The organism is Dyella sp. CR10, from assembly GCF_055814425.1.
Genome location: NZ_CP185986.1, coordinates 2,789,589 through 2,812,664, shown reverse-complemented (window position 1 = coordinate 2,812,664; position 23,076 = coordinate 2,789,589). Strand labels below are relative to the sequence as shown.

Below are 23,076 nucleotides of genomic sequence, written 5' to 3'. Positions count from 1 at the left end.
CGGTCAGGCGGCTTGGGCGGCGTCGGTGGAGGGAAGGGGGCGTGGCGGGCAGTCGCGCACCGCGGCGGCGATGGCGCGGATATGCGCGGGCGTGGTGCCGCAGCAGCCGCCCACCAGGTTGAGCAGGCCGTCGCGAGCGAAACCGCCAATCACCGCGGCCATCTGCTCGGGCGTTTCGTCGTACTCGCCGAACGCATTCGGCAGGCCGGCGTTGGGATGGGTGCTGACGAAGCAGTCGGCCACGCCGGCGAGCGTCTGCACGTGCGGGCGCAGATCGGCTGCGCCGAGCGCGCAGTTCAGGCCCACCGTGAGCGGCCGCGCGTGCGCGACGGAGTAATAGAACGCCTCGGCGGTCTGGCCCGACAGCGTGCGGCCGGAGCGGTCGGTGATGGTGCCGGAGATCATCACCGGCAGGCGCGCGCCACGCTCGCGGAACAGTTCGCTCAGCGCGAACAGCGCGGCTTTGGCGTTGAGCGTGTCGAAGATCGTCTCGACCATGATCAGGTCGGCGCCGCCATCCATCAGGCCGCTGGCCGACTCGGTGTAGTTGGCCGCCAGTTCCTCGAACGTGACATTGCGGAAGCCGGGATCGTTGACGTCCGGCGACAGCGAGGCGGTGCGGCTGGTCGGGCCCAGCACGCCGATCACGAAGCGTGGCCGGTCCGGCGTCTTCGCGGTCCAGGCATTGCAGGCCTCGCGCGCCAGCTTCGCGCCTTCGAAGTTCAGCTCGTAGGCGAGATGTTCCAGGTGATAGTCGGCCTGGCTGATCCGCGTGCTGTTGAAGGTATTGGTCTCGATCAGGTCGGCGCCGGCCTCGAGATAGGCCTCGTGCACGCCGCGGATGATGTCCGGCTTGGTCAGCGTCAGCAGGTCGTTGTTGCCCTTGAGGTCGCAGCCGCCGGGATGATCGTGGTGATGCACGTGCGCGCTGTCGTGGCCGCCGGCGAAGCGCTCGCCGCGGAAGCCCGTCTCGTCGAGCTGGTGGCCTTGCAGCATAGTGCCCATGCCGCCGTCGAGGATCAGGATGCGCTCGCGCAGCCCGGCTTCGAGCAGTGCGACGCGGTCGGGGTGTAGCCAGGGCAGGGCGCTCATGGTCGATCTCCTTACGGCTTGCGCGCGAGCAGGCTGATCACTTCGAAGTGAGGTGCCTTGCGTTCGCGGCTGAGACGGGTACAGCTGATGACTTCCAGGCCGGCGCGCGCGGCATGGCCGGAAAGCGCGTCTTCGGTGAAGCCGAGGTTGCGATGGTCGAACGGCTCCACCACCGCGCGGTGATCGTGCTTGCCCAGCGTCACCGCGAGCAGACGGCCGCCCGTGCGCAGAAGGCGCGAGGCCTCGGCGACGGCCTGGGCCGGATGCTCGGCGTAGGTGAGGGCGTGCAGCATCAGCACGAGGTCGAAGCGGCGTTCGCCCAGGTCCAGCGCGTGCATGTCGCCCTGGCGCACCTCGACGTTGGCAAAGGGCTTCAAGCGCTGCGCCGCGGCCTCGACCACGCGTTCGCTGGAATCCACGCAGACGATGGAGCGCGCATGTGGCGCCAGCAGTTCGGCGGTGATGCCGTCGCCGGAGGCGATGTCGAGCACGTCGCCGGTTTCCAGAAGCTGCAGCAGTGAGCGCGCCAGTGTTTCCCAGGTACGGCCGGGCGAGTAGTGGCGTTCCATGTCGCCGGCGACGGTGTCGGCCCAGCCGGCCTCGCTCGCGCGCTGCGCCAGCACGGCCGGCAGCCTGGCCGCATCGTCGCGAAGCAAAGCATCGTCGATGCTGTCGCGCAGGGAGCGGATCAGCGCGAGCTGGCGTTCATCACCTTCGACGTTGGCGCGGTAGTAGGCCGAGACACCGGCGCGGCGGTCGCGCACCAGTTCGGCTTCCTTGAGCTTGGCCAGATGGGTGGACACGCGCGGCTGCGCCAGGTGCAGCACGGCGGCCAGCTCGGCCACGGTCAATTCTTCGCGTTCGAGCAGGGCCAGCAGGCGCACCCGGGTGGGGTCGGCCAGCAGCCGCAGAACGCTGGAGGCGGTGGCTAGGTCCACGCCGCATCCTTATATCGCGATAGAGAGATGAGAAGGCTAGGGCGAGGGGCCCAGGGCGTCAAGGGTGGCGATGGGATTTCGACGTAAGAATCGGCCGCGAAAAGGGCACAAGACAGGTGCGGCAGGGGATTCGCCCGGGACTGCTCTGTTGCACCGCACATGGGGGTTTCTCCGAGGCTCGCTAAAATGGCGGGCTCGCTTCTTCTCTTGCCCCTTCCGGAGTCCCTCATGGATTTCAGTTTTACCGAAGACCAGCTATCGATTCAGTCCATCGCCCGCGATTTCGCGCAGAAGCGCATCGTGCCGGTCGCCGCCGAGCTGGACGCCAAGGGCGAGTTCCCGCTGGACAACATTCGCGAGATGGGCCAGCTCGGCCTGATGGGCATCGAGGTGCCGCACGAATACGGCGGCGCGGGCATGGACCCGATCGCCTACGTGCTGGCGATGATTGAAATCGCCGCCGCTGACGCGGCTACCTCGACCATCATGTCGGTCAACAACTCGCTGTTTTGCAACGGCATCCTCAAGCACGGCACCGAGGAGCAGAAGCAGAAGTACGTGCGCGCGATTGCGCAGGGCGAGGCGATCGGCGCCTATGCGCTGACCGAGCCGCAGTCCGGCTCCGATGCTTCGGCCATGCACACGCGCGCGACCAAGAACGCCAACGGCGACTGGGTCATCAACGGCAAAAAGAGCTGGATCACGTCCGGCCCGGTGGCGCGCTACATCATTCTGTTCGCCATCAGCACGCCGGGCATCGGCGCCAAGGGCGTGTCGGCGTTCCTGATCGATACCCAACTGCCGGGTTTCCATGCGGGCAAGACCGAGCCGAAGCTCGGCATCCGCGCCTCGGCCACCTGCGAGATCGAGTTCACCGATTACGTGTGCCCGAAGGAGAGCCTGCTGGGCGAGGAAGGCAAGGGCTTCTCCATCGCGATGGGTGTGCTGGACGCCGGCCGCATCGGCATCGCTTCGCAGTCGGTGGGCATCGCCCGCGCCGCGTATGAGGCCACGCTGCAGTGGGCGCGCGACCGCAAGGCCTTCGGCCAGGCGATCGGCAGCTTCCAGATGACCCAGGCGAAGATCGCCGACATGAAGTGCAAACTGGACGCAGCCACGCTGCTCACCCTGCGCGCCGCCTGGGCCAAGGGCCAGGCCGACAAGAACGGCGGCCGTTTCGGCACCGAGGCTTCGGTGGCCAAGCTGGTCGCTTCCGAAGCGGCGATGTGGATCGCCCATCAGGCGGTACAGATCCACGGCGGCATGGGCTATTCGAAGGAAATGCCGCTGGAGCGCTATTTCCGCGACGCCAAGATCACCGAGATCTATGAAGGCACCAGCGAGATCCAGCGCCTGGTGATCGCGCGCGCCGAGACCGGCTTGCGCTGAGTTTTCCCGGCCGTTTGAGAGCAGCGCCCGGCAGGCAACTGCCGGGCGCTTTTTTTTTGCGGAAAAAAAAGCCCCGGCATTGTGCCGGGGCTTCAAGGATGAAGCTGTTGTTCTGCGATCAGTGCCCGCGGCGCGGGTCCGAATCGAACGGCTGCATGTTGCCGCCGCTGCCATCGCCGCCGTGGTCGTGGCGAATGGTGTGCGAGGCTTCGTCCAGCTTGTCGCCCAGTGCCCGGCGCACCACCACGTAGAACACCGGGATCAGCAGCAGGCCGAGGAAGGTGGCGAACAGCATGCCGCCGATCACGCCCGTACCGATCGCATGGCGGGAGTTGGCGCCCGCGCCGGTGGAGACCGCCAGCGGGAACACGCCCAGGATGAAGGCCATCGAGGTCATCAGGATCGGGCGCAGTCGCAGGCGGGAGGCGGTGACCACCGCATCGAACAGCGACTTGCCTTGCTGCTGCTGTTCCACCGCGAACTCCACGATCAGGATCGCGTTCTTCGCCGCCAGGCCGATCACGGTGATCATGCCGATCTTGAAGTACATGTCGTTCGGCAGGCTGCGCAGCATCGAGAACACCACCGTGCCGAGCAGGCCCAGCGGCACCACCAGCAGCACCGCCACCGGAATCGACCAGCTCTCGTACAGCGCCGCGAGGCAGAGGAACACGATCACGATCGACAGCACCAGCAGCAGGGTAGCCGAGTTGCCTGCCAGGATTTCCTGATAGGACTGGCCGGTCCAGTCGGCGCCGAAGCCCTTGGGCAGATCTTTGTCCACGATGTTCTGCAGCGCCGCCATCGCCTGGCCGGTCGAGTACCCCTTGCCTTCGCTGGCCACGATTTCCACCGCGGCGTAGCCGTTGTAGCGGGTCAGGGCGGGTGAGCCCGTACCCCACGAGGTCTGCACCACGCTGGAGATCGGGATCATGCTGTAGGGGTTGGTCGCGGACCTGGTGGTCGCCAGCGAGCTGGGCGTGAACACGTGCTGCAGCGCGTCCGGACCCATGCGGTAGGACTGGTCGGCCTGCAGGTAGACGCGCTTCACGCGGCCGCCGTAGACGAAATCGTTGACATAGATCGGCGCCAGGGTCAGCTGGAGCGCGGTGTATACATCGCTGACCGACAGGCCCATCGACTCGGCCTGCACACGATCGACCTTGACGTTCCACAGCGGGGCGTCGGGCAGCGAGTTCGGGCGGGTGCCCAGCAGTGCCGGATTGCCCTTCGACTTGCCCAGCACCATGCCCATCGCCTGCATCAGCTCGCCGTGCGTCTGGCCGGCGCGCGCCTGCAGATACATGTCGATACCGCCGAACTGGCTGAGGCCGCGGATGGTCGGCAGGTTCACCACGAAGATCTGCGCGTCGCGGATGCCATGCAGCACGCCGTTGGCTTGCATGATCAGCTCATCCGCGGTGATCTTGCGTTCGCTCCAGTCCTTGAGCTTGATGAACGCCATGCCCGCGCTTTCGCTCTGGCCGACGAAGCTGAAGCCGCTGATCTGGTACATGCCGACAATGGAGTCGTTAAGCGGGCTGTTCTTGATTCGCTCGCGCATCTCGGTCATCACTGCCTCGGTGCGCTTGAGCGTCGCGCCCGGCGGCAGGTTGACGATGGCCAGCGCGAAGCCCTGGTCTTCGCTGGGCACGAAGCTGGTCGGCAGCTTGGTGTACAGGAAGCCGGCCAGCGCCGCGATCAGCGCGAACATGATCATCCAGCGGGGCGCGTGGCGCGCGGCGCTGGCGATGTGGCCACTGTAGGTGTGTGTCACCCAGTCGAACATCTTGTTGAAGCCGCGATACACGACATTCTTCTTTTCGTCGTGCGTCGGCTTCAGCATGGTGGCGCACAGCGCCGGGGTGAACGACAGCGCGAGGAACGCCGAGAAGCCCATCGACACCGCGATGGTCAGGGCGAACTGCTTGTAGATCACGCCCGAAGCGCCGGCCTGCAGCGCGGAGGGCACGAATACCGCCGCCAGTACCACGGTGATCGCCACCACGGCGCCGGTGATCTGGCCCATGGCCTTGCGGGTGGCCTCCTTCGGCGGGAGGTGCTCCTCGGTCATGATGCGTTCGACGTTCTCGATCACCACGATCGCGTCGTCCACCACGATACCGATCGCCAGCACCATGCCGAACAAGGTGAGCTGGTTGATGGTGAAGCCCAGCGCGATCAGGCCGATGAAGGTACCCAGCAGCGCGACCGGAATGACGAGGGTCGGGATGATGGTCGCGCGGATGTTCTGCAGGAAGATCAGCATCACCAGGAAGACGAGGATGATCGCCTCGACCAGGGTGTGCACCACTTCGTTGATCGACACCTTCACGAACGGCGTGGTGTCGTACGGCGCGAACCAGGTGACGCCCTGCGGGAAGTCCTTGGCCAGCTCGTCCATCTTGGCGCGTACGGCGGTGGCCACGTCCAGCGCGTTGGCGCCGGGCAGCAGCTGCACGCCGAGTCCGCCCACCGGCTGGCCGTTCCAGGTCGAGGTCAGGCCGTAGGTCTGCGGACCGAAGGACACGCGAGCCACGTCGCTGAGACGCACCACCGTGCCGTCGCTGTTGGCGCGCAGGATGATGTTGGCGAACTCCTCGGGCGAGGAGAAGCGGCCTTCCGCCGACACCGTGGCGGTGAAGCCCTGGTCGTTCGGGGCCGGGTCGGCGCCCAGCGAACCGGCGGCGAATTGCACGTTCTGCGAGGCCACGGCATCACGCACGGCGCTGGCCGAAAGGCCGTAGCCCTGCAGCTTGTCCGGGTTCAGCCAGATGCGCACCGCGTATTCGGCACCGATCACGCGCGTGCTGCCCACGCCCGGGATACGGCCGACCTGGTCGGCCACCTGCGAGGCGATGATGTCGGCCAGGCGGTTGCCGTCGATCTCCGGGTTGGTGGAGACCAGCGACACGAACATCAGGAAGTCCGGATTGTTCTTGGCCACCACCACGCCCTGCTGGGTCACGGCGGTGGGCAGGCGCGGCTGGGCCAGCGAGACCTTGTTCTGCACCTGCACCTGGGCGATGTCCGGATTGGTGCCGGTCTCGAAGGTCAGGGTGATGGCGGCCGAACCGTTGGAGTTGGACGAGGAGCTGAAGTACAGCAGGTGGTCGATGCCGGTGAGCTGCTGCTCGATCACCTGGGTGACGTTCTTCTCCACCGTGTCCGCGTTGGCGCCGGGGAAGGTCGCGTTCACCACGACCTGCGGGGGGGCGATGTTGGGGTAGGACTCGATACCCATGTTCAGCATCGCAATCGTGCCGACCATGGTGATGAGGATCGCTACCACCCACGCGAAAATCGGGCGGTCAATGAAAAAACTGGGCATGTCGGTCGACTCCCGTCAGTGCTTGTCGGCCGCGGGCTTGCCGCCCTGCGCGCCGTTCGGCGGGCCGGCATCCTTGCCCGGCTGCCACGGCGATGCCTTGGCTGGGGCGCCGGGCTGGACGGACTGGAGGCCCGACACGATCACCTGGTCGCCCGCGGCGAGGCCGTGGGTGACGATCCAGTTGCCGTTGCTCATGTCGTTGGCCGTGACGTCCTTGCGCTCGACCTTGCCTTCCTGGTTCACCACCAGCGCATAGGCGCCGGCGACGTCGCGCGCCACGCCCTGCTGCGGCACCAGATACACATTGTTCTGCTGGCCGAGGTTCGCCTTGACGGTGACGTAGGTGCCCGGCAGCAGGCGCTTGTCCGGGTTGGGCAACTGCGCGCGCAGGTTGATCGTGCCGGTGGTCGGGTCGACCGTGGCGCCGGAGAAGTCGAGCGTGCCGGGCTGATCGTAGGTGCTGCCGTCGGGCAGGGTCACGTGCACCGTGGTCTTGTTCTGCTCGCTCAGGCTGACGTTGCCGGCGGTCTGGGCGCGGCGCAGGCGGTCCAGGTCGGTGGCGCTGACCGTGAAGTTCACATACAGCGGATCGAGCTGATCGACCGTGGTGAGCAGGGTGGAGCTGGCGCCGCTGTCGGCGTTGCCATTGCCCACGATGGCGCCTTCGGTCACCTGCTGCTGGCCGGCGCGGCCGTCGATCGGCGAGGTGACGCGGGTGAAGCCCAGGCTGATGCGCGCGCTTTCCACCGCGGCCTGGCTCTGCTTTACCGCGGCGGCCGAGCTGCGCTCACTGGCTTCGGCCGAATCCAGGTCGGCCTGCGAGACATAGCCCTGCGGGCGTAGCGAGCGGGCACGCTCGGCAGCCTTGTGGGCGTTGGCGTAGGTGGCCTGCGCCGAGGCGAGATTGGCCTGGGCCGAATTGAGGCTGGCCTGGTACACCGCCGGATCGATCTCGAACAGCACCTGTCCCTTCTTCACATCGGTGCCTTCTTCGTACACGCGCTTGAGCAGCACGCCGGACACGCGGGCCCGTACGTCGGCGCTGCGGAAGGCGGAGAGGCGACCCACCAAGTCCTTGGTAAGCGGCGCGGCGACCGGCTGGGCCCTGACCACGCCGACTTCCGGCGGCGGCATCTGGCCGGCGGCGCCGGGACCTTGTTCCTTCTTGCCGCCACAGGCGGTGAGCGCCAACAGGCCCAGGCACAGCAAGGGTGTGCGCAGTGACGAGGACTTCATGGGGACTCCATTCAATGGGTATCGGGTGTGCGGGAGCGCCGATCCCCGGATCGGCGGCCAAGCCCGTAGCTTTCCGTGGTGCAGCATGCATGCCCAGTGCCTGTCGTCCCGTTGTGGCGGGATTCCGGCTATGAGCAAACCGGCGGCACCGAAGAGGGGCGGCGAGCTTGACTATACCGGCCAGTTTACAATTTGCTTTGAGGAATGGTCTAGCCCTGAATTCTTCGTGTTTTCGCCGCGAAGGAATCGTGACGGCCTGCAATCAAGACCATTCGCGGGCGAATGGGTAAAGCCCCGGATGCCGGTCCGGGGAGGAGCGGGCAGAGGATTCCTCCCGGATCCGGGCGAAGTGTGCACCTGGGCGCCGTTGCGGGAAACCTCCCCGACGCCCTTTCGGCTTCCATCGCAGTGCCTCACCGGTGGCATGCATCGGACGATCGCCGGATGGAGGATGCTGCGGCGCAACGGTCAGGGATGGATGCCGTGCGACATACCTGCGGGTATCGCGCAAGCGGATGCATGCGCGTATGTCATGCGCGCGTTGCGCGAACTTCGTGCTGCGCGAACTTCGAATTCCGAAGCGCCGTCCGCAGTTATCGCGTCGCCGACGACGCGTGTCGCGATCGACATGTATGCGCGATGCGTTGCCAACCGAACCGTGCGCTGAAGAATTTGCCGCAATGCAGGTGGCTATCGCATCGGTGCGAGCGTATCCTTTTGCGGCTTTTCTGCCCCCATCTCACATCGATAAGTAGATGCCATGAACGCGATTCGTGCGGCGAGCCATACGTCGATCCAGGCTGAAGTTCTGGAAGAACTGAAAAAGAGCGGAATCCCCACCCAGCGCCTTGATGAGGCGCAATTTTTTATCGGCGCCTTTTTCGCGCGCGCCGCGGCGAGCGACCTGGAGTTGCACACCGCGGCCGAATGGGCCGCGCTGATCGCCGGCCTGCTCGGCTTCGTGCAGCAGCGCCAAGCCGGACGCGCGTCCGTGCGCGTGATCAATCCCGCGGAGGGCCACGCTGGCCGCAGCGTGGTGCAGATCGCCACCGACGACATGCCCTTCCTGGTCGATACCGTCAGCATGATCGTGTCCGCCAGGCTGCAGATCCATGCGGTGATCCATCCGGTGGTCAAGGTCATGCGCGACGCTTCGGGCCGCCTGCAGCGACTGGGCGCCGAGGACGGCGCGCCGGAATCGATGATGCATTTCGAAGTGGACCGCCTGGCCGACGAGACCGAGATGGCGCAGCTGAAAGCGCAGATCGAGTCCGCGCTGGACGATGTGCGCGCCTCGGTGTCGGACTGGTCGCGCATGCGCGACAAGGCGCTGGCGATCGCCGCCGACCTTCCCGGCCGCCAGATGCCGCTGGATAAGGAATCAGTACAGGAGGCGGGCGAATTCCTGCGCTGGCTGGCCGACGACAATTTCACCTTCCTGGGCTATCGCGAGTACGAGGTCACCCAGGCCGACGGCGACGAGGTGCTGCGTTCGGTGGAAGGCTCGGGCCTGGGCATCCTGCACGGGCAGGAGCGCTCGGTGGCGCCGCGTTCGCTGCGCTCGCTGGTGGCGAGCGAGCTGCCGCAGTCCGGTTCGACCGACGCGATCATCCTGACCAAGACCAACGCGCGTTCGCACGTGCATCGGCCCGGTCACATGGACTACGTCGGCGTGCTGCGCTTCGATGCCAACGGCAAGCCGGTCTCCGAACAGCGCTTCCTGGGCCTGTTCTCCTCCAATGCCTACATGGCACGACCGCAGGACGTGCCGCTGGTGCGCCAGCGCGTGGAAGCGGTGATGGCGCGTTCTGGCCTCAAGCGCGATTCGTACTCGGGCAAGTCGCTGCGCAACATCCTGGAGACGCTGCCGCGCGAGGAGCTGTTCCAGAGTAATGAGGACGAACTCTACGCCACCGCCACCGGCATCCTGGACCTGCGCCAGCGCGCGCGCACCCGGCTGTTCGTACGCCGTGACCGCTACGGCCGCTTCTTCACCTGCCTGGTGTTCGTGCCGCGCGAGCGTTTCAACACCACGGTGCGCGAGCGCATCGAAGCGCTGCTGCGCGATGCGCTGCACGGCGAACAGATCGATTCCTCTGTGCTGATGGGCGAGGCCGCGCTGGCCCGCCTGCACATCGTGGTGCGGCCGAAGATCGGCGATCACGTGAGCTTCGATGCCGCCGCGCTCGAGCAGGGCGTGGCCGCGATCGTGCGCAACTGGCACGACGACCTGCGCGACGCCCTGGTCAAGCTCACCGGCGACCACGACGGCGTGGTGCTCGCCAACCGCTACGGCAAGGCCCTGCCGGCCGGTTACGTGGAAGACGTGCTGCCGGCCGCCGCCGCCGAGGACGTGCGTCAGCTTGCGCTGCTGAAGGGCGACGACGCGGTGCGCATGTCGTTCTATCACCCGGAGCAGCGCCCCGAGGAGCTGCGCTTCAAGGTCTACCGCAGCGGCACCGACATCGCCTTGTCCGAAGTGCTGCCGCAGCTGGAGAACCTGGGCCTGCGCGTGCTCACCGAGCACGTCTACGAGGTGAAGACCGGCGGCACGCCGTTGTTCATCCAGGATTTCGAGGTGCAGCCGGTCGGCAATCTGGCCTTCTCCGTGGAGCAGGTCGGCACGCTGTTCGAAGACGCCTTCGAGCAGATCTGGCGCGGCAACGCCGAGAACGACGGCTTCAATCGCCTGGTGCTGGGCGCCAAGCTCAACTGGCGCCAGGTCGCCATGTTGCGCGGCTACTGCAAGTACCTGTTGCAGACTGGCGTGGCGTTCTCCCAGAACTATATGGAAGACGCCTTCAACCGCTATCCGGCCATTGCCGGGCTGCTGGTGGAACTGTTCCTGGCCAAGTTCGATCCGCGTCGCGAGAGCCTGTCCGCCGACGAGCTGAAGCACGCCGGCGCGGCACTGTCGGGCGAAATGCTGGCGTTGATCCCGGAAGCCGTGCGCAACGCGCATCCGGCGTTGATCGACGGCCTGGTCGCCGCGCTGGCCAAGCCGCGCGCCGAGCAGATCAAGGCGGTGGAAGAGGCCATCGGCGTGCTGCTGGAGAACGTCTCCAGCCTCGACGACGACCGCATCCTGCGCAGCTTCGTGGCGCTGATGCGCGGCACGCTGCGCACCAGCTTCTTCCAGCAATGGGATGGCGCCCACCGCGGCTACATCAGCTTCAAGTTCGATTCGCATCTCGTGCCGGACCTGCCCAAGCCGGTGCCGTACCGCGAGATCTTCGTCAGCGCGCCGCGCGTGGAGGGCATCCATCTGCGCTTCGGCGCCGTGGCGCGCGGCGGCCTGCGCTGGTCCGATCGCCGCGAGGACTTCCGCACCGAAGTGCTGGGTCTGGTGAAGGCACAGATGGTGAAGAACACCGTGATCGTGCCGGTGGGCTCCAAGGGCGGCTTCGTGGTGAAGCGGCCGCCCGCGGGCGGCGACCGTGACGCCCAGCTGGCCGAGGGCATCGCCTGCTACCGCATGTTCATCAGCGGCCTGCTCGACATCACCGACAACCTGGTCGAAGGCAAGCTGGTGCCGCCGCACGACGTGGTGCGCCACGATGCCGACGATCCGTACCTGGTAGTGGCAGCCGACAAGGGCACGGCCACGTTCTCCGACATCGCCAACGCGATCTCGGTAGAGCATGGCTTCTGGCTGGGCGATGCGTTCGCCTCCGGCGGCTCCAACGGCTACGACCACAAGGGCATGGGCATCACCGCCAAGGGCGCGTGGGAATCGGTCAAGCGCCACTTCCGCGCGCTGGGTCGCGATAGCCAGACGCAGGACTTCACCTGCGCGGGCATCGGCGACATGTCCGGCGACGTGTTCGGCAACGGCATGCTGCTGTCGCGCCACATCCGCCTGGTGGCCGCGTTCGACCACCGCCACGTGTTCCTGGATCCGAATCCGGATGCCGAGCGTTCGTTCGTCGAGCGCGAGCGCATGTTCAAGCTGCCGCGCTCGAGCTGGGAGGATTACGACAAGTCGCTGATCTCGGCCGGCGGCGGCGTGTATCCGCGCAGCCTGAAGGCCATCCCGGTATCGCCGGAAGTGCGCGCGGCGCTGGGCATCAAGGCGGACGTCACGCAGATGGCGCCGAACGATCTGCTCAACGCCATCCTCAAGGCGCCGGTCGATCTGCTGTGGAACGGCGGTATCGGCACCTACGTGAAAGCCGCCAGCGAAAGCCACGCCGACGTGGGCGACCGCGCCAACAACGGCCTGCGCGTCAACGGCGCCGAGCTGCGCTGCAAGGTGGTGGGCGAGGGCGGCAACCTGGGTTTCACCCAGAAGGGTCGCATCGAAGCGGCGCAGCACGGCGTGCTGCTCAACACCGACTTCATCGACAACTCCGCGGGCGTGGACACCTCCGACCACGAGGTGAACATCAAGATCCTGCTCAACGACGCCGTGCAGCGCGGCGAATTGAGCGTGGATGCGCGCAACCAGCAGCTGGCCGCCATGACCGACGAGGTCGGGCAGCTGGTGTTGTGGGACAACTATCGCCAGAACCAGGCGATCACTCTGATGGAGCACCAGTCGGTGCGCCGCCTGGGGTCGATGGCTCACTTCATCCGTCAGCTGGAAAGCGAAGGCCTGCTCGACCGCCAGGTCGAGAACCTGCCCAGCGAAACGGAGCTGACCGAGCGCAAGGCGCGTGGTCAGGGCCTGACCCGTCCAGAGCTCTCGGTGCTGCTGTCGTACGACAAGATCAAGCTGTACCAGCAGTTGCTCGAGTCCGACGTGCCGGAAGATCCGTATCTCTCCAAGGAGCTGGTGCGCTACTTCCCCGAGCCGCTGCACGACAAGTACGCCGAGCACATGCAGCGCCATCGCCTGAAGCGCGAGATCATCGCCACCGCGGTGACCAACTCGACGATCAACCGCATGGGCGCCACCTTCATGATGCGCATGCAGGAGGACACGGGGCAGGGTCCGGCGGCAATCGCCAAGGCCTATACCGCGGCCCGCGAGATCCTCGGTGCGCGCGAGCTGTGGGCCGAGATCGAGGCGCTGGACAGCAAGGTGGCCGAAGACACGCAGATCGACGCGATCCTGCAGATCTGGTCGCTGCTGCGTCATCTGACGCGCTGGCTGCTGAATCGTCCGGGCGGCACGCTGGAGATCGCGGCCAACGTGGAGCGCTACCAGGCTGGCGTCGCCGCGCTGCTGGACGCGCTGCCGGATGCGCTGACGGAAACCGGCAAGGCCGATTTCTCCACCAGCCAGGAGAAGTGGGAAGGCCTGGGCATTTCCGAGAGCCTCGCCACGCGCCTGGCGCGCATCCCGGAGATGCGCGCGATGCTCGATGTCGTCGAGGTGTCGCAGCAGAGCGGCCAGCCGATCGGCAAGGTCGCCGGCGTGTTCTACGAGCTGGGCGAATCGCTGGGCCTGGAGTGGCTGCGCAAGCAGATCGAGTCGCTGCCGGTGGAAGGCTACTGGCATGCGCAGGCTCGCGGTTCGCTGCTGGACGAGCTCAATCACCAGCATCGCGCGCTGGCCCTGCAGGTGCTGGCGATGGCCGCCGGCGGCAACGGCGCGTCGCCGGTGCAGGCATGGCTGGAACGCGACGACCTCACGCTGCGCAATACCCGCAACATGCTGTCGGAGATCAACCAGAACGCCGACTATCCGACCGCCCTGGTCGCGGTGCGGCGCCTGGCGCAGCTCGCGGCAGTACCGGTGTAAGGCCGGTCAGTCCGCCACCCGCCCCGCGAGTGGCGGACTGACGGTTTGTCGTAAACGAAGGGCGCGGGCCGGCGACGGTCTTGCGCCCTTCGTCCATCTACGCTCAACTGACCGCCCCTTCGTTGCCCTTGCCGCCGCCCATGGCCTACGCCTTCGTCGCCAGCGAAACCTCGGTCGCCCAGCAGGCGCGCCGGAAACTGGTCGAACGCTACCGCGACGTGCCGCCGGAACAGGCCGAGGCCATCATCGCGCTGGGCGGCGACGGCTTCATGTTGCGTACCCTGCATGCCTATCGCTCGCTTGGATTGCCGGTCTATGGCATGAAGCTGGGCCGGGTCGGTTTCCTGATGAACAAGCATCGCGTGGACGATCTGCCCGGGCGCATCGAGCGCGCGCACGCGGCGGTGCTGTATCCGCTCGAGATGCGCGTGACCGACGCCAATGGCGAAGCCCACCACGCGCTGGCCTTCAACGAGGTCTCCCTGCTGCGCCAGACCAACCAGGCCGCGCATCTGGAAGTGAAGCTCAATGACGAGGTCAAGCTGGATACGCTGGTCTGCGACGGCATCCTCGTCTCTACCCCGGCCGGCTCGACCGCTTACAACCTGTCCGCGCATGGCCCGATCCTGCCGCTGGACGCCAACGTGCTGGCGCTGACGCCGATCAGCCCGTTCCGCCCGCGCCGGTGGCGCGGCGCGATCCTGCCGCACCGTACCCAGGTCAGCCTGCGCGTGCTCGACCCCGGCAAGCGGCCGGTCAGCGCGACGGCGGATTTTCACGAGGTGCGCAACGTGCGCGAGGTGACCGTGCGGCAGTCGCGAGGGCGTGGCGTGCGGCTGCTGTTCGATCCGGAGCACAATCTGGAGCAGCGCATCCTCGACGAGCAGTTCGCGCCGGATTGAACGATCGCGTCGCCGCCGCTGGCGGACGGCACGACGCCGGCCGTCGCGCTTTGCTAGATTGCGCTCATTCGTTTCACGTCACGGCGCCATGACCTCCACGCACACCGATGCCCACGATCCCGCCTCGGCCGGCGACAACCGGCTGGTGGTGGCGATCTCCTCGCGCGCCCTGTTCGATCTGGGCGACAGCCACGCTTTGTTCGAACGGGACGGACTGGATGCCTACCGCGCGTTCCAGATCGACCACGAGGACGAGATCCTCAAGCCGGGCGTGGCTTTTCCGCTGGTGCAGAAGCTGCTGGGGCTGAACAAGCTGGCCGGGGACGTGCCCCCGGTGGAAGTGATCCTGTTGTCGCGCAACTCCGGCGATACGGGGTTGCGCATCTTCAACGCGATCCAGCACTACGGCCTGGAGATCAGCCGCGCGGCATTCACCAGCGGCGCGCCCACCTCGGACTACATCGCGCCGTTCAAGGCCGACCTGTTCCTGTCAGCCAACGCCGAGGACGTAGGGCGCGCGCTCGCCGCCGGCGTGGCAGCCGCCACCATCCTGCCCTCGGTCGCGCCGCCGCGCGCGACCGAGCAGTTGCGCATCGCCTTCGACGGCGACGCGGTGATCTTCGGTGACGAGGGTGAGCGGGTCTCGCGCGAGGAAGGCCTGGAGGCGTTTCACCGCAGCGAGCACGAACGTGCGGAAGAGCCGCTGTCAGTGGGGCCGTTCCGCGGTTTCCTCAGCGCTGTGCACCGGTTGCAGGCGGCGTTTCCCGCCGAAAGCTCGCCGATCCGCACCGCGCTGGTCACCGCGCGTTCCGCGCCGGCGCACAAGCGCGTCATCCTCACCCTGCGCCGCTGGGGCGTGCGCATCGACGAGGCGCTGTTTCTTGGCGGACGCGACAAGGGGCCGTTCCTCGAGGCATTCGGCGCCGATATCTTCTTCGACGACTCTCCGGCCAATGTGGAATCCGCGCGCAAGTACGTCGCGGCGGGGCATGTGCCGCACGGCGTAAGCAATCGCTGAAACGAACGCCGCCCGGATGACGCTGGTCATCCGGGCGGCATCAGGGCAAGGTCTCTGCCCCTGGATCGCCGGCTTCTCCGATCATTCGTCCTCGTCGACGAACTCATCGGGGAGTTCGGTCTCATCGCCGTCCTCTTCCTCATAGTCGTCCGACCATGAACGGTGCTGCCCGGCCAGCCGGGTGGAAGACCCATGATTCGGTTCCCAGAAGCGTTGTGTATTACCCATGCACTCGCTCCAGCCCCAGCTTCCCCGAGGCGCGGGGCTGCCCGGCGGGCAGCAGGTTCGCTAGTACCGGCAGGGCCGTAAAAGCAAAGTTGGAAAGGTGCAAAAAGCTCCTTGTCGAGCCTGGGAACGGCCGCTTTAGAGGCAGTCGACCAGGCCGTCGTAGAGCGTCCGGTCCGTGCCGGGAAGTTTCGTATGCAACGGTTGGCGTCCCTTGAGCGCAGCCACCAGCTGGGATGCGTCGGTATGCGGCGCGAGCGGACTGACGCAGCGCCATTGATGCAGCGACACCTGCACCGTGCCGTCCGTCGGCGCGATCTCCTCGGAGCTGGCGGCAATGACGAATACGCACTCGCCGATCTCGCCCGTGTCCTTCCTGGCCGAGCAGCGGTAGCTGAGCGCCTCGAGGTTGCCGTACTCACCCTCGCAGAAGGTGTCGCCGCAGACGTCCATGAAGTCGAGCTTGAGCTCGTACCGCACGTCGATCCACGCATCGCGCTCCTGCCAGGTCGGCAGGTACTCGCTGATGTCGACGTAGTTGGCTGCGCCGGCGTTGGCTGCCCGCGGTGCGGCCTGCGCTTCGGAAATGGTCAGGAAGAGCAGGGCGGTGGAAAAGGCGGCGAGAGAGCGGATGTTCATGAGTCCTCCATGTCGAAGATGTGCCGTGATGGCACGGGACTCATTGGGCGGCAATCGGTCGGGTGGGTGCAGTCATCCAGATCGCAAGTGAGGGTAGGCATGGTGAGCCGCTAGCCGTGGGCTTTAGCTTTTGGGCAGTCGGTGCCTTCGTACCTGGACCGCGATTTCGCCTACCAGAAACCGGAGCGTGGCGTTCGCTCCGGTTCGGTACTCTAAGGTTCAAGGCGTATCTTTGCGCGGCGGTTGCCGGTTTGGCTCTGCCACTTGGCGGATCGCCGCGACGACGAGATTGGGCTGCATGAGCTGGATGTAATGGCTGCTTTCCGGCGTCACGGTCAGCCAGCCACGCGTCACTTGTCGGCTGAGCCCGTACATGTGGATCAGACGGTCCCTGGCATAGAGTTCGAAAGCGTGTTCGTAGTCCGGGAATTCCACGCCCTTTGGCAGCGGTTGCCGCTGCCCACCGAGCAGAATGTAGAGGGGTATGTCAGGCAGGACTTTGGCGGTCCGCAGGTCGGGGAAGCCTTCCAGCGTATTTCTGGTGATTTCTTCGATACCTGGCCGCATCTTCTCCGGCGCGCCGGTGACGCTCTGCGCCTGCGCGCGGTCGAAGGCGGCGTAGACCTCGTGTGCCTCCGGGCGGTTCCTTTCCTCCTTGGTAAGCAAGAAGTCGACGGGATCGACGAGGACCATCGCGGCAACTTCGTCTGGATAGGTGGCGGCATATTCCCGCGCGATCGCCGCACCATAGGAATGCCCGACCAATACATACGGAGGCTTCAGGTCGACTTGAGCGAGGATGGCACGCTGCTCGGCAGCATTCTGCTGAAGCGTCGGGCGTTGCGTGCCCGCTTCGGACTTGCCATTGCCGGAGCGATCGTAGGTGAAGGTTGCTGCCTCCTTGGCGATGACTGGCTGCACCTTGTCCCAGCTTTCGAAGCGCCCGACGCCGCCATTGACGAATACCACCGTCGGCGCGCCTGGCACCGGTGGTGCGGTGAAACGGACGCGGACGTGGTGGCCGTCGAGCATGACCATTCGGTCTTCCGCCCCACCAGGCACATCGGCGGCGATGGCCGCCGTGAACGGGAGGAGAGCAGCGATGAAAGCCAGACGCGCGAAGCGTTCGAGCATGAGAGAGCTCCTAGGAACCGAGTAATGTGGGGACGAAGAGCTGCGCGGGATGTCCGCCCGTCGCGTGGCTCGCGAGGGACTATAGGCGCCGCTGATACGATCGCTTTCGGCTTTGCGATGAGCCGTGCAGGCTTTGCGACGAGCCGTGGATCAGTATGTGGCCAGCGCCGCGCGCAGGGCGTCCGCATAGGTGCGACTTACTCGCAGCACCGTACCGTTGCGCAGCGTGAGCATGCCGTCGCGATTGGGCAGGCTGCGAAGTTCTGTGATGCGGTTGAGGCGTACGACTATTGAGCGATGCACGCGCAGGAACACCGTCGGATCCAGCCGCTCCGCCAGCCGATGCATAGGCTCCCGCAAGAGATAGACGTCCTCGTCGACATGCAGTCCGGCGTAGTCACCCATGGCTTCTATCCAATCGATCTGGTCGGCGCTGACGAGTCGCACGCGATGCCCGATCCGGCAGGCGAACGAAGTCGCGAAAGCACGGGCATCGAGCGCCGAAATGTCGTGATCGCGATGAGGTCGCAGTTGTGTGCGGGCGCGTTCCAGCGCCTCGTCCAGACGCTCCTCGTCCAGCGGCTTTACCAGGTAGTCGAGCGCGTGCACTTCAAAGGCGCGCAGAGCGTGTTCCGCGTAGGCGGTGAGCATGATGGCGAGCGGTCGCTGGTCCGGTCGGATGCCCGCGAGAACATCGAGGCCGCTCGGACCTGGCATCTGCACGTCCATAAAGACGAGGTCGGGCGCAAGCGCCTCGATGGCGCTTGCCGCGGCCTCGCCGTGGGCGCATTCGCCCACGAGGCGGATGTCATCATGGCGTGCCAGGCACTCCCTCAGGCCCTGCCGTGCCGGCGACTCGTCATCCACCACCAGTACGCGGATCATGCCGGGGCACCTGGGAGATCGAAGGCCGGGAGGGGCAGCGAACGATGGGGCAGCACGATATCTACCCGGTAACGACCGCCCGCGGCGCGCGTTTCCAGGTGGTGATCCCTTCCGTGCAGTTGCTCCAGCCGTTCGCGTGTGTTGCGCAAGCCGACGGCGGTGTTGCCGTGTGTGGAGAGCGTGTCGGCGCCGGTGTCGTTTTCGACCGTCAGCCGCAGATGGCGCCCTTCGCGCGTGGCGTTAATGGTCACAGTCCCGCCGTCCGGCAGATTCGCGATGCCATGCCGGATGGCGTTCTCGACCAGCGGTTGCAGCAACAGCACCGGCACCGCCGCATCGAGCGTGTCGCGCCCTGCGCGCACCGAGGCGCGCAAGCGATCTCCCAGGCGCACGCGTTCTACGTCCAGGTACTGCTCGATCAGCGCCAGCTCTTCCGCCAGCGAGGACTCATGGCGGCCGCCTTCCTCCAGTGTGGCGCGCAGGAAGTCGCCCAGCCGGGCGATCATGCGGTTCGCCCGCCGCGCATCTCCTGATGCAACGAGCGAAGAGATCGCATTGAGCGAGTTGAACAGGAAATGCGGATTGAGCTGGTAGCGCAGGGCGCGCAGTTCCGCTTCGCGCGCCGATCCGGCCGCCTCGCTGCGGCGCTGGCGCTCGTCGCGCAGTTCGAAGGCGTACGCGAGCAGGGCCTGGAACACGCAGAACGACACCAGCGCCATCCAGGTGCTGCCCAGGCCGCGCAACGGCATGCGCCATTTGAAGCCGCCAGGGACCAGCCCGAGGTCATCGGCGAGCTTGAGCGTATTGAGGCTCACCACGGCGGACATGGCATAGGTCACCGCCAGCATGGCCAGTGCGCAGGCCCATACCGGCAGCCCCGAGCGCAGGACGCGCCGCTGAATGCCTACGAGCGGGACGCTGCAGATGACGTAGCTGATGAAAAAGAACCACTGGAAGGTGTAGTCATACGGCCTGGCGCCATCCGGCAGACCGGTGGCGAGGAGATTGAGGGCCAGCGGCAGCGCGCCCAGCAGGACGGTCAGCCATAGCGGCGGCATACGGCGGCGGTCGACAGCGTGCATGGCGGGCCCTGTCCCGGTGGTTGCGCGAGTTTGGCCGCGCGGCCTCTGGCCGGGCAAGCCTCCCTAGACCAGCCTCGTGCGCCGCCACCACGAGGTGACCTGTCCCTCGCGGACCAGCGTGAACAGGCCTGAGCCGAGGATCAGCGCGATGCCGATCAGCATCGGCCAGTCCAGGTGGTCGCCGAACAGCCAGTAGCCGAAACCGATCGCCCACAGCATCTGGCTGTACTGGGTGGGGGCGACGCGGTTGGCGGGAGCGTGCTGGGTGGCCAGCATCAGCAGTACGCCGGCCAGGCCGGCGAGCAAGCCGTAGCCGGCCAGGAGGAACCACTGGTGCGCGTCGGGCCATACGAAATCCGGGAGCATCAGCACGCCGCCGACCAGCAGCGGGCCGATCACCCCGGCGCCATACAGGCTGACGCGTTTCTCGTGCGCCCCGGCCATGCGCAAGGCCACCACCGACACCGCGCCGGAGAGGCCGCACACCATCGCGGCCACATGACCTGCGCTCAGGGCCCGAAAGCCTGGACGCAGCACCACCAGCACGCCGACGAAGCCGGCGACCACCGCCGACCAGCGCCGCCAGCCCACGTGCTCCTTGAGAAACAGCACCGAGAGCAGGGTCACGAAAATCGGCAGCAGGAAGATCAGCGCGAAGGCCTCGGCCATCGGCAGCGCGGTAAAGGCCATCACCGCGGAGATGTTGCTGATCGCGCCGGCGATCGCGCGGGTCCACCACAAGACGGGTTTGCGTGCCTTGAAGATGTCGATCCAGCGGTCTTCCGGGCGGCGGATGAACGGCAGGGCCGACAGCATCAGTACGGCACCGAAGAACACCGCCTCGTAGGCGGGCAGGCTGCCGCGCAGCGATTTCACGAAGGCGTCGCTGATCGCGTAGGCCGCATAGCAGGCGAAGCCCAGGAGGACACCTTTGAGCATGGGGAACGGGGGCGGGGCAGCAGAGTGAAGAGGGCATGGTCACACAGGTGGCCTATCCAAGTGGAAACTCTTCACCCCTCCGGGGAAAAGATGCCGGTCCCACGGGGACTGGCTTCGCGTCGCAGCAGATGAGGGGCGGGGCTCGAGAAATGGTTTCTACGGAGAGAGGCAAGCCCTGCCTTTCCGCTTCTTCGCTCCGCCCGCCCCCTCACCCCGACCCTCTCTCCGGAGGAGGAGAGGGAACAGCGGCCAGTGCTGCACCTCGTCATGACCCCGGCCGAGCGGCCCCGCTAGAATCGGAGGCTTCCCATCCCACGGAACCTTGGCATGTCCGCTCGCCTGAATCCGCTCGACCTGTACGACGTCCGCTCGCTGCTCACCGACGAGGAGCGCATGGTGCAAGACACCGTGGGCCGGTTCGTCGACGAGAGAGTGCTGCCGATCATCGGCGATGCGTTCGACCAGGGCCGGTTTCCCAAGGAGCTGATACCCGAGATCGCGAGCCTGGGCCTGCTGGGTGCCACCATCCCCGAGAAGTACGGTTGTGCCGGCATGAACGGCGTCAGCTACGGCCTGATCTGCCAGGAACTGGAGCGCGGCGACTCGGGCCTGCGCAGCTTCGCCTCCGTGCAGAGCTCGCTGTGCATGTATCCGATCTACGCCTACGGCACGGAAGAGCAGAAGATGCACTACCTGCCCAAGATGGCGGCGGGCGAGATCATCGGCTGCTTCGGCCTGACCGAGCCGCACGGCGGCTCGGATCCGGCCAACATGAAGACCCACGCGAAGAAGGACGGCGGTGACTGGGTCATCAACGGCGCCAAGATGTGGATCACCAATGGCAACCTCGCGCACATCGCCATCGTGTGGGCGCAGACCGAGGACGGCATCCAGGGCTTCATCGTGCCGACCGATACCAAGGGCTTCACCGCGCAGGAAGTGCACAAGAAGATGAGCCTGCGCGCCTCGGTCACCTCGGCGCTGTTCTTCGACAACGTGCGCGTGCCGGAGGCGAACCGCCTGCCCAACGTGAAAGGCCTCAAGGGCCCGCTGGGCTGCCTCACCCAGGCCCGCTACGGCATCACCTGGGGGCCGATCGGCGCGGCGCAGGCGTGCCTCAAGGAAGTGCTCGACTACACGCAGGAGCGCGTGCTGTTCGGGCGCCCGCTGGCCTCCAACCAGGCCGTGCAGATCAAGATGGCCGAGATGGCTCGCCGCATCACCATGGCGCAGCTGCTGTCGCTGCAGCTGGGCCGCCTGAAGGACGCCGGCAACATGCAGCCCACGCAGGTGTCGCTGGCCAAGTGGAACAACTGCCGCATGGCCATCGACATCGCGCGCGAGTGCCGCGACATCCTCGGGGGCGCGGGCATCACCACAGAGCATGTAGCCATCCGCCATGCCTTGAATCTTGAGTCGGTGATCACGTACGAAGGCACCGAGACCGTGCACCAGCTGGTGGTCGGCCGCGAGCTGACCGGCATCAACGCGTTCTGAGACCGCGATGGGCGCGCCGGACACCGCCTGGATCGACTTGCGCATCGAGACGCCGCGTCTGCTGCTGCGTCCGCCGCGCGCGGAAGATTTCGACGGCTGGGCCGGGCTCATGGCGGATGCGGAAGCGGCCCGCTTCATCGGCGGAGAGCAGCCGCGCGCGGTGGCCTGGCGAGGCTTCCTCACCATGGTCGGTGCCTGGGCGGTGCAGGGGTTCGGCATGTTCTCGGTGATCGAGAAACAGAGCGGGCGCTGGATCGGCCGCCTCGGCCCGTGGCAGCCGGAAGGCTGGCCGGGCCCCGAGGTGGGTTGGGGCCTGGCGCGCCATGCCTGGGGCCAGGGCTATGCGCTGGAAGGCGCGACAGCGGCGATGGACTGGACCTTCGACCAGCTCGGCTGGACCGACGTGATCCACAGTATCGATCCAGGCAATACCGCCTCGCAGGCGCTGGCGATCCGCCTCGGTTCGCGCCATCGCGGGCCGGGCCGGCTGCCGGAGCCGTTCCAGGATCATCCCGTCGATCTGTGGGGCCAGACGCGCGACGAATGGCGCCGCCACCGCGGGCGGCCGTGAGGAACCGGATCCGATGCATGACGCATTGCGCCAGGTGATTGCCGAAGCCGTTCCCGAACTGCAGCGGCATTGCCGTGATCCGTGGCAACTGATCGGCAGCGCCGCGGCCAGCCTCGCCGGCGCTGACGTGACGGTGGCCGACCTGGACGTGCTGAGCACCGCGGCCGATGCCGCACGCCTGGAAGAAGCCTGGCGCGTGCGCCGCGAGCCTTACCAGCCAGCCGGCGCCGATCGCTTCCGCTCGTATTTCGGACGCTACCGCTTTGCGGCGATGCCGGTCGAAGTGATGGGCGCCTTGGAGCTGCATACCGAAGAAGGCTGGCAACCGGTGATCGTGCGCGAGGCGATGATCGTGCACATCGCCGGCGTGGCGGTACCCGTGCCGAGCGTGGCCGAACAGATCCGCATCCTCGAAAGCTTCGGCCGGCCGAAGGACCTGCACCGCGCGGCGCTGCTGCGCACGCTGGACCACGACGCGGCTGCCGAGGTGACCGCGCGTCCTTAGATTTCCC

The 23,076-nt window shown here is 66.6% G+C and carries 17 protein-coding genes; 7 read left to right on the top strand and 10 right to left on the bottom strand.

Annotation, left to right across the window (positions count from 1 at the left end; translation table 11 throughout):
• Positions 1-3: 3 nt before the first annotated feature.
• Together ACNR9O_RS12705 and ACNR9O_RS12700 are read right to left on the bottom strand one after the other, a co-directional pair.
• A complete protein-coding gene (locus ACNR9O_RS12705) occupies positions 4-1,092 on the bottom strand; it encodes a homocysteine S-methyltransferase family protein (RefSeq protein WP_473679965.1) in 1,089 nt (362 codons plus the stop codon).
• Positions 1,093-1,103: 11 nt separating this feature from the next.
• On the bottom strand, positions 1,104-2,030 hold the full coding sequence (locus ACNR9O_RS12700; RefSeq protein WP_473679967.1) for an ArsR/SmtB family transcription factor: 927 nt from the start codon (positions 2,028-2,030) through the stop codon (positions 1,104-1,106).
• Positions 2,031-2,258: 228 nt separating this feature from the next.
• Between ACNR9O_RS12700 and ACNR9O_RS12695 the strand changes: the two genes are divergently transcribed.
• The gene (locus ACNR9O_RS12695) at positions 2,259-3,419 is read left to right on the top strand and encodes an acyl-CoA dehydrogenase family protein (protein ID WP_473679969.1); all 1,161 of its coding nucleotides are present in this window, start codon (positions 2,259-2,261) and stop codon (positions 3,417-3,419) included.
• 118 nt (positions 3,420-3,537) lie between these two features.
• Here the strand turns inward: ACNR9O_RS12695 and ACNR9O_RS12690 are convergent, their stop codons facing one another.
• Positions 3,538-6,750 carry an efflux RND transporter permease subunit gene (locus ACNR9O_RS12690; protein ID WP_473679971.1) on the bottom strand — a complete coding sequence of 1,071 codons (3,213 nt, stop codon included), beginning with the start codon at positions 6,748-6,750 and terminating at the stop codon, positions 3,538-3,540.
• A 15-nt stretch (positions 6,751-6,765) separates the two neighbouring features.
• A complete protein-coding gene (locus ACNR9O_RS12685) occupies positions 6,766-7,986 on the bottom strand; it encodes an efflux RND transporter periplasmic adaptor subunit (protein WP_473679973.1) in 1,221 nt (406 codons plus the stop codon).
• 760 nt (positions 7,987-8,746) lie between these two features.
• On the opposite strand from ACNR9O_RS12685, the gene ACNR9O_RS12680 reads away from it, so the two are divergent.
• From ACNR9O_RS12680 to ACNR9O_RS12670, 3 genes are all read left to right on the top strand, one after another.
• Positions 8,747-13,672, top strand: a complete 4,926-nt coding sequence (locus tag ACNR9O_RS12680) for an NAD-glutamate dehydrogenase (RefSeq protein ID WP_473679975.1) — start codon at positions 8,747-8,749, stop codon at positions 13,670-13,672.
• Positions 13,673-13,812: 140 nt separating this feature from the next.
• Entirely contained in the window at positions 13,813-14,574 is a 762-nt protein-coding gene (locus ACNR9O_RS12675; protein WP_473700780.1) for an NAD kinase, read from the top strand.
• An 88-nt stretch (positions 14,575-14,662) separates the two neighbouring features.
• Entirely contained in the window at positions 14,663-15,592 is a 930-nt protein-coding gene (locus tag ACNR9O_RS12670) for a 5'-nucleotidase (protein WP_473679979.1), read from the top strand.
• Positions 15,593-15,673: 81 nt separating this feature from the next.
• Here ACNR9O_RS12670 and ACNR9O_RS12665 read toward each other — a convergent pair whose 3' ends face one another.
• The 6 genes from ACNR9O_RS12665 to ACNR9O_RS12640 form a co-directional block, all read right to left on the bottom strand.
• The gene (locus ACNR9O_RS12665; RefSeq protein ID WP_473679981.1) at positions 15,674-15,820 is read right to left on the bottom strand and encodes a hypothetical protein; all 147 of its coding nucleotides are present in this window, start codon (positions 15,818-15,820) and stop codon (positions 15,674-15,676) included.
• Between the two features lie 135 nt (positions 15,821-15,955).
• Positions 15,956-16,456, bottom strand: coding sequence for a hypothetical protein (locus tag ACNR9O_RS12660; RefSeq protein WP_473679983.1), 501 nt, complete (start codon positions 16,454-16,456; stop codon positions 15,956-15,958).
• A gap of 219 nt (positions 16,457-16,675) precedes the next feature.
• Positions 16,676-17,590, bottom strand: a complete 915-nt coding sequence (locus ACNR9O_RS12655) for an alpha/beta fold hydrolase (protein ID WP_473679985.1) — start codon at positions 17,588-17,590, stop codon at positions 16,676-16,678.
• 150 nt (positions 17,591-17,740) lie between these two features.
• Positions 17,741-18,475 carry a LytR/AlgR family response regulator transcription factor gene (locus ACNR9O_RS12650; RefSeq protein ID WP_473679987.1) on the bottom strand — a complete coding sequence of 245 codons (735 nt, stop codon included), beginning with the start codon at positions 18,473-18,475 and terminating at the stop codon, positions 17,741-17,743.
• Positions 18,472-19,557, bottom strand: coding sequence for a sensor histidine kinase (locus ACNR9O_RS12645; protein ID WP_473679989.1), 1,086 nt, complete (start codon positions 19,555-19,557; stop codon positions 18,472-18,474). Before ACNR9O_RS12645 ends, ACNR9O_RS12650 begins: the two co-directional genes overlap by 4 nt.
• A 63-nt stretch (positions 19,558-19,620) precedes the next feature.
• On the bottom strand, positions 19,621-20,496 hold the full coding sequence (locus ACNR9O_RS12640) for a DMT family transporter (RefSeq protein ID WP_473679991.1): 876 nt from the start codon (positions 20,494-20,496) through the stop codon (positions 19,621-19,623).
• Between the two features lie 327 nt (positions 20,497-20,823).
• Between ACNR9O_RS12640 and ACNR9O_RS12635 the strand changes: the two genes are divergently transcribed.
• From ACNR9O_RS12635 to ACNR9O_RS12625, 3 genes are read left to right on the top strand one after another with little or no spacing between them, the layout of a single operon-like run.
• Positions 20,824-21,993, top strand: coding sequence for an acyl-CoA dehydrogenase family protein (locus tag ACNR9O_RS12635; protein ID WP_473679993.1), 1,170 nt, complete (start codon positions 20,824-20,826; stop codon positions 21,991-21,993).
• Positions 21,994-22,000: 7 nt separating this feature from the next.
• Entirely contained in the window at positions 22,001-22,564 is a 564-nt protein-coding gene (locus ACNR9O_RS12630) for a GNAT family N-acetyltransferase (protein ID WP_473679995.1), read from the top strand.
• A 13-nt stretch (positions 22,565-22,577) separates the two neighbouring features.
• Entirely contained in the window at positions 22,578-23,069 is a 492-nt protein-coding gene (locus tag ACNR9O_RS12625) for a hypothetical protein (RefSeq protein WP_473679997.1), read from the top strand.
• Positions 23,070-23,076 lie beyond the last annotated feature (7 nt).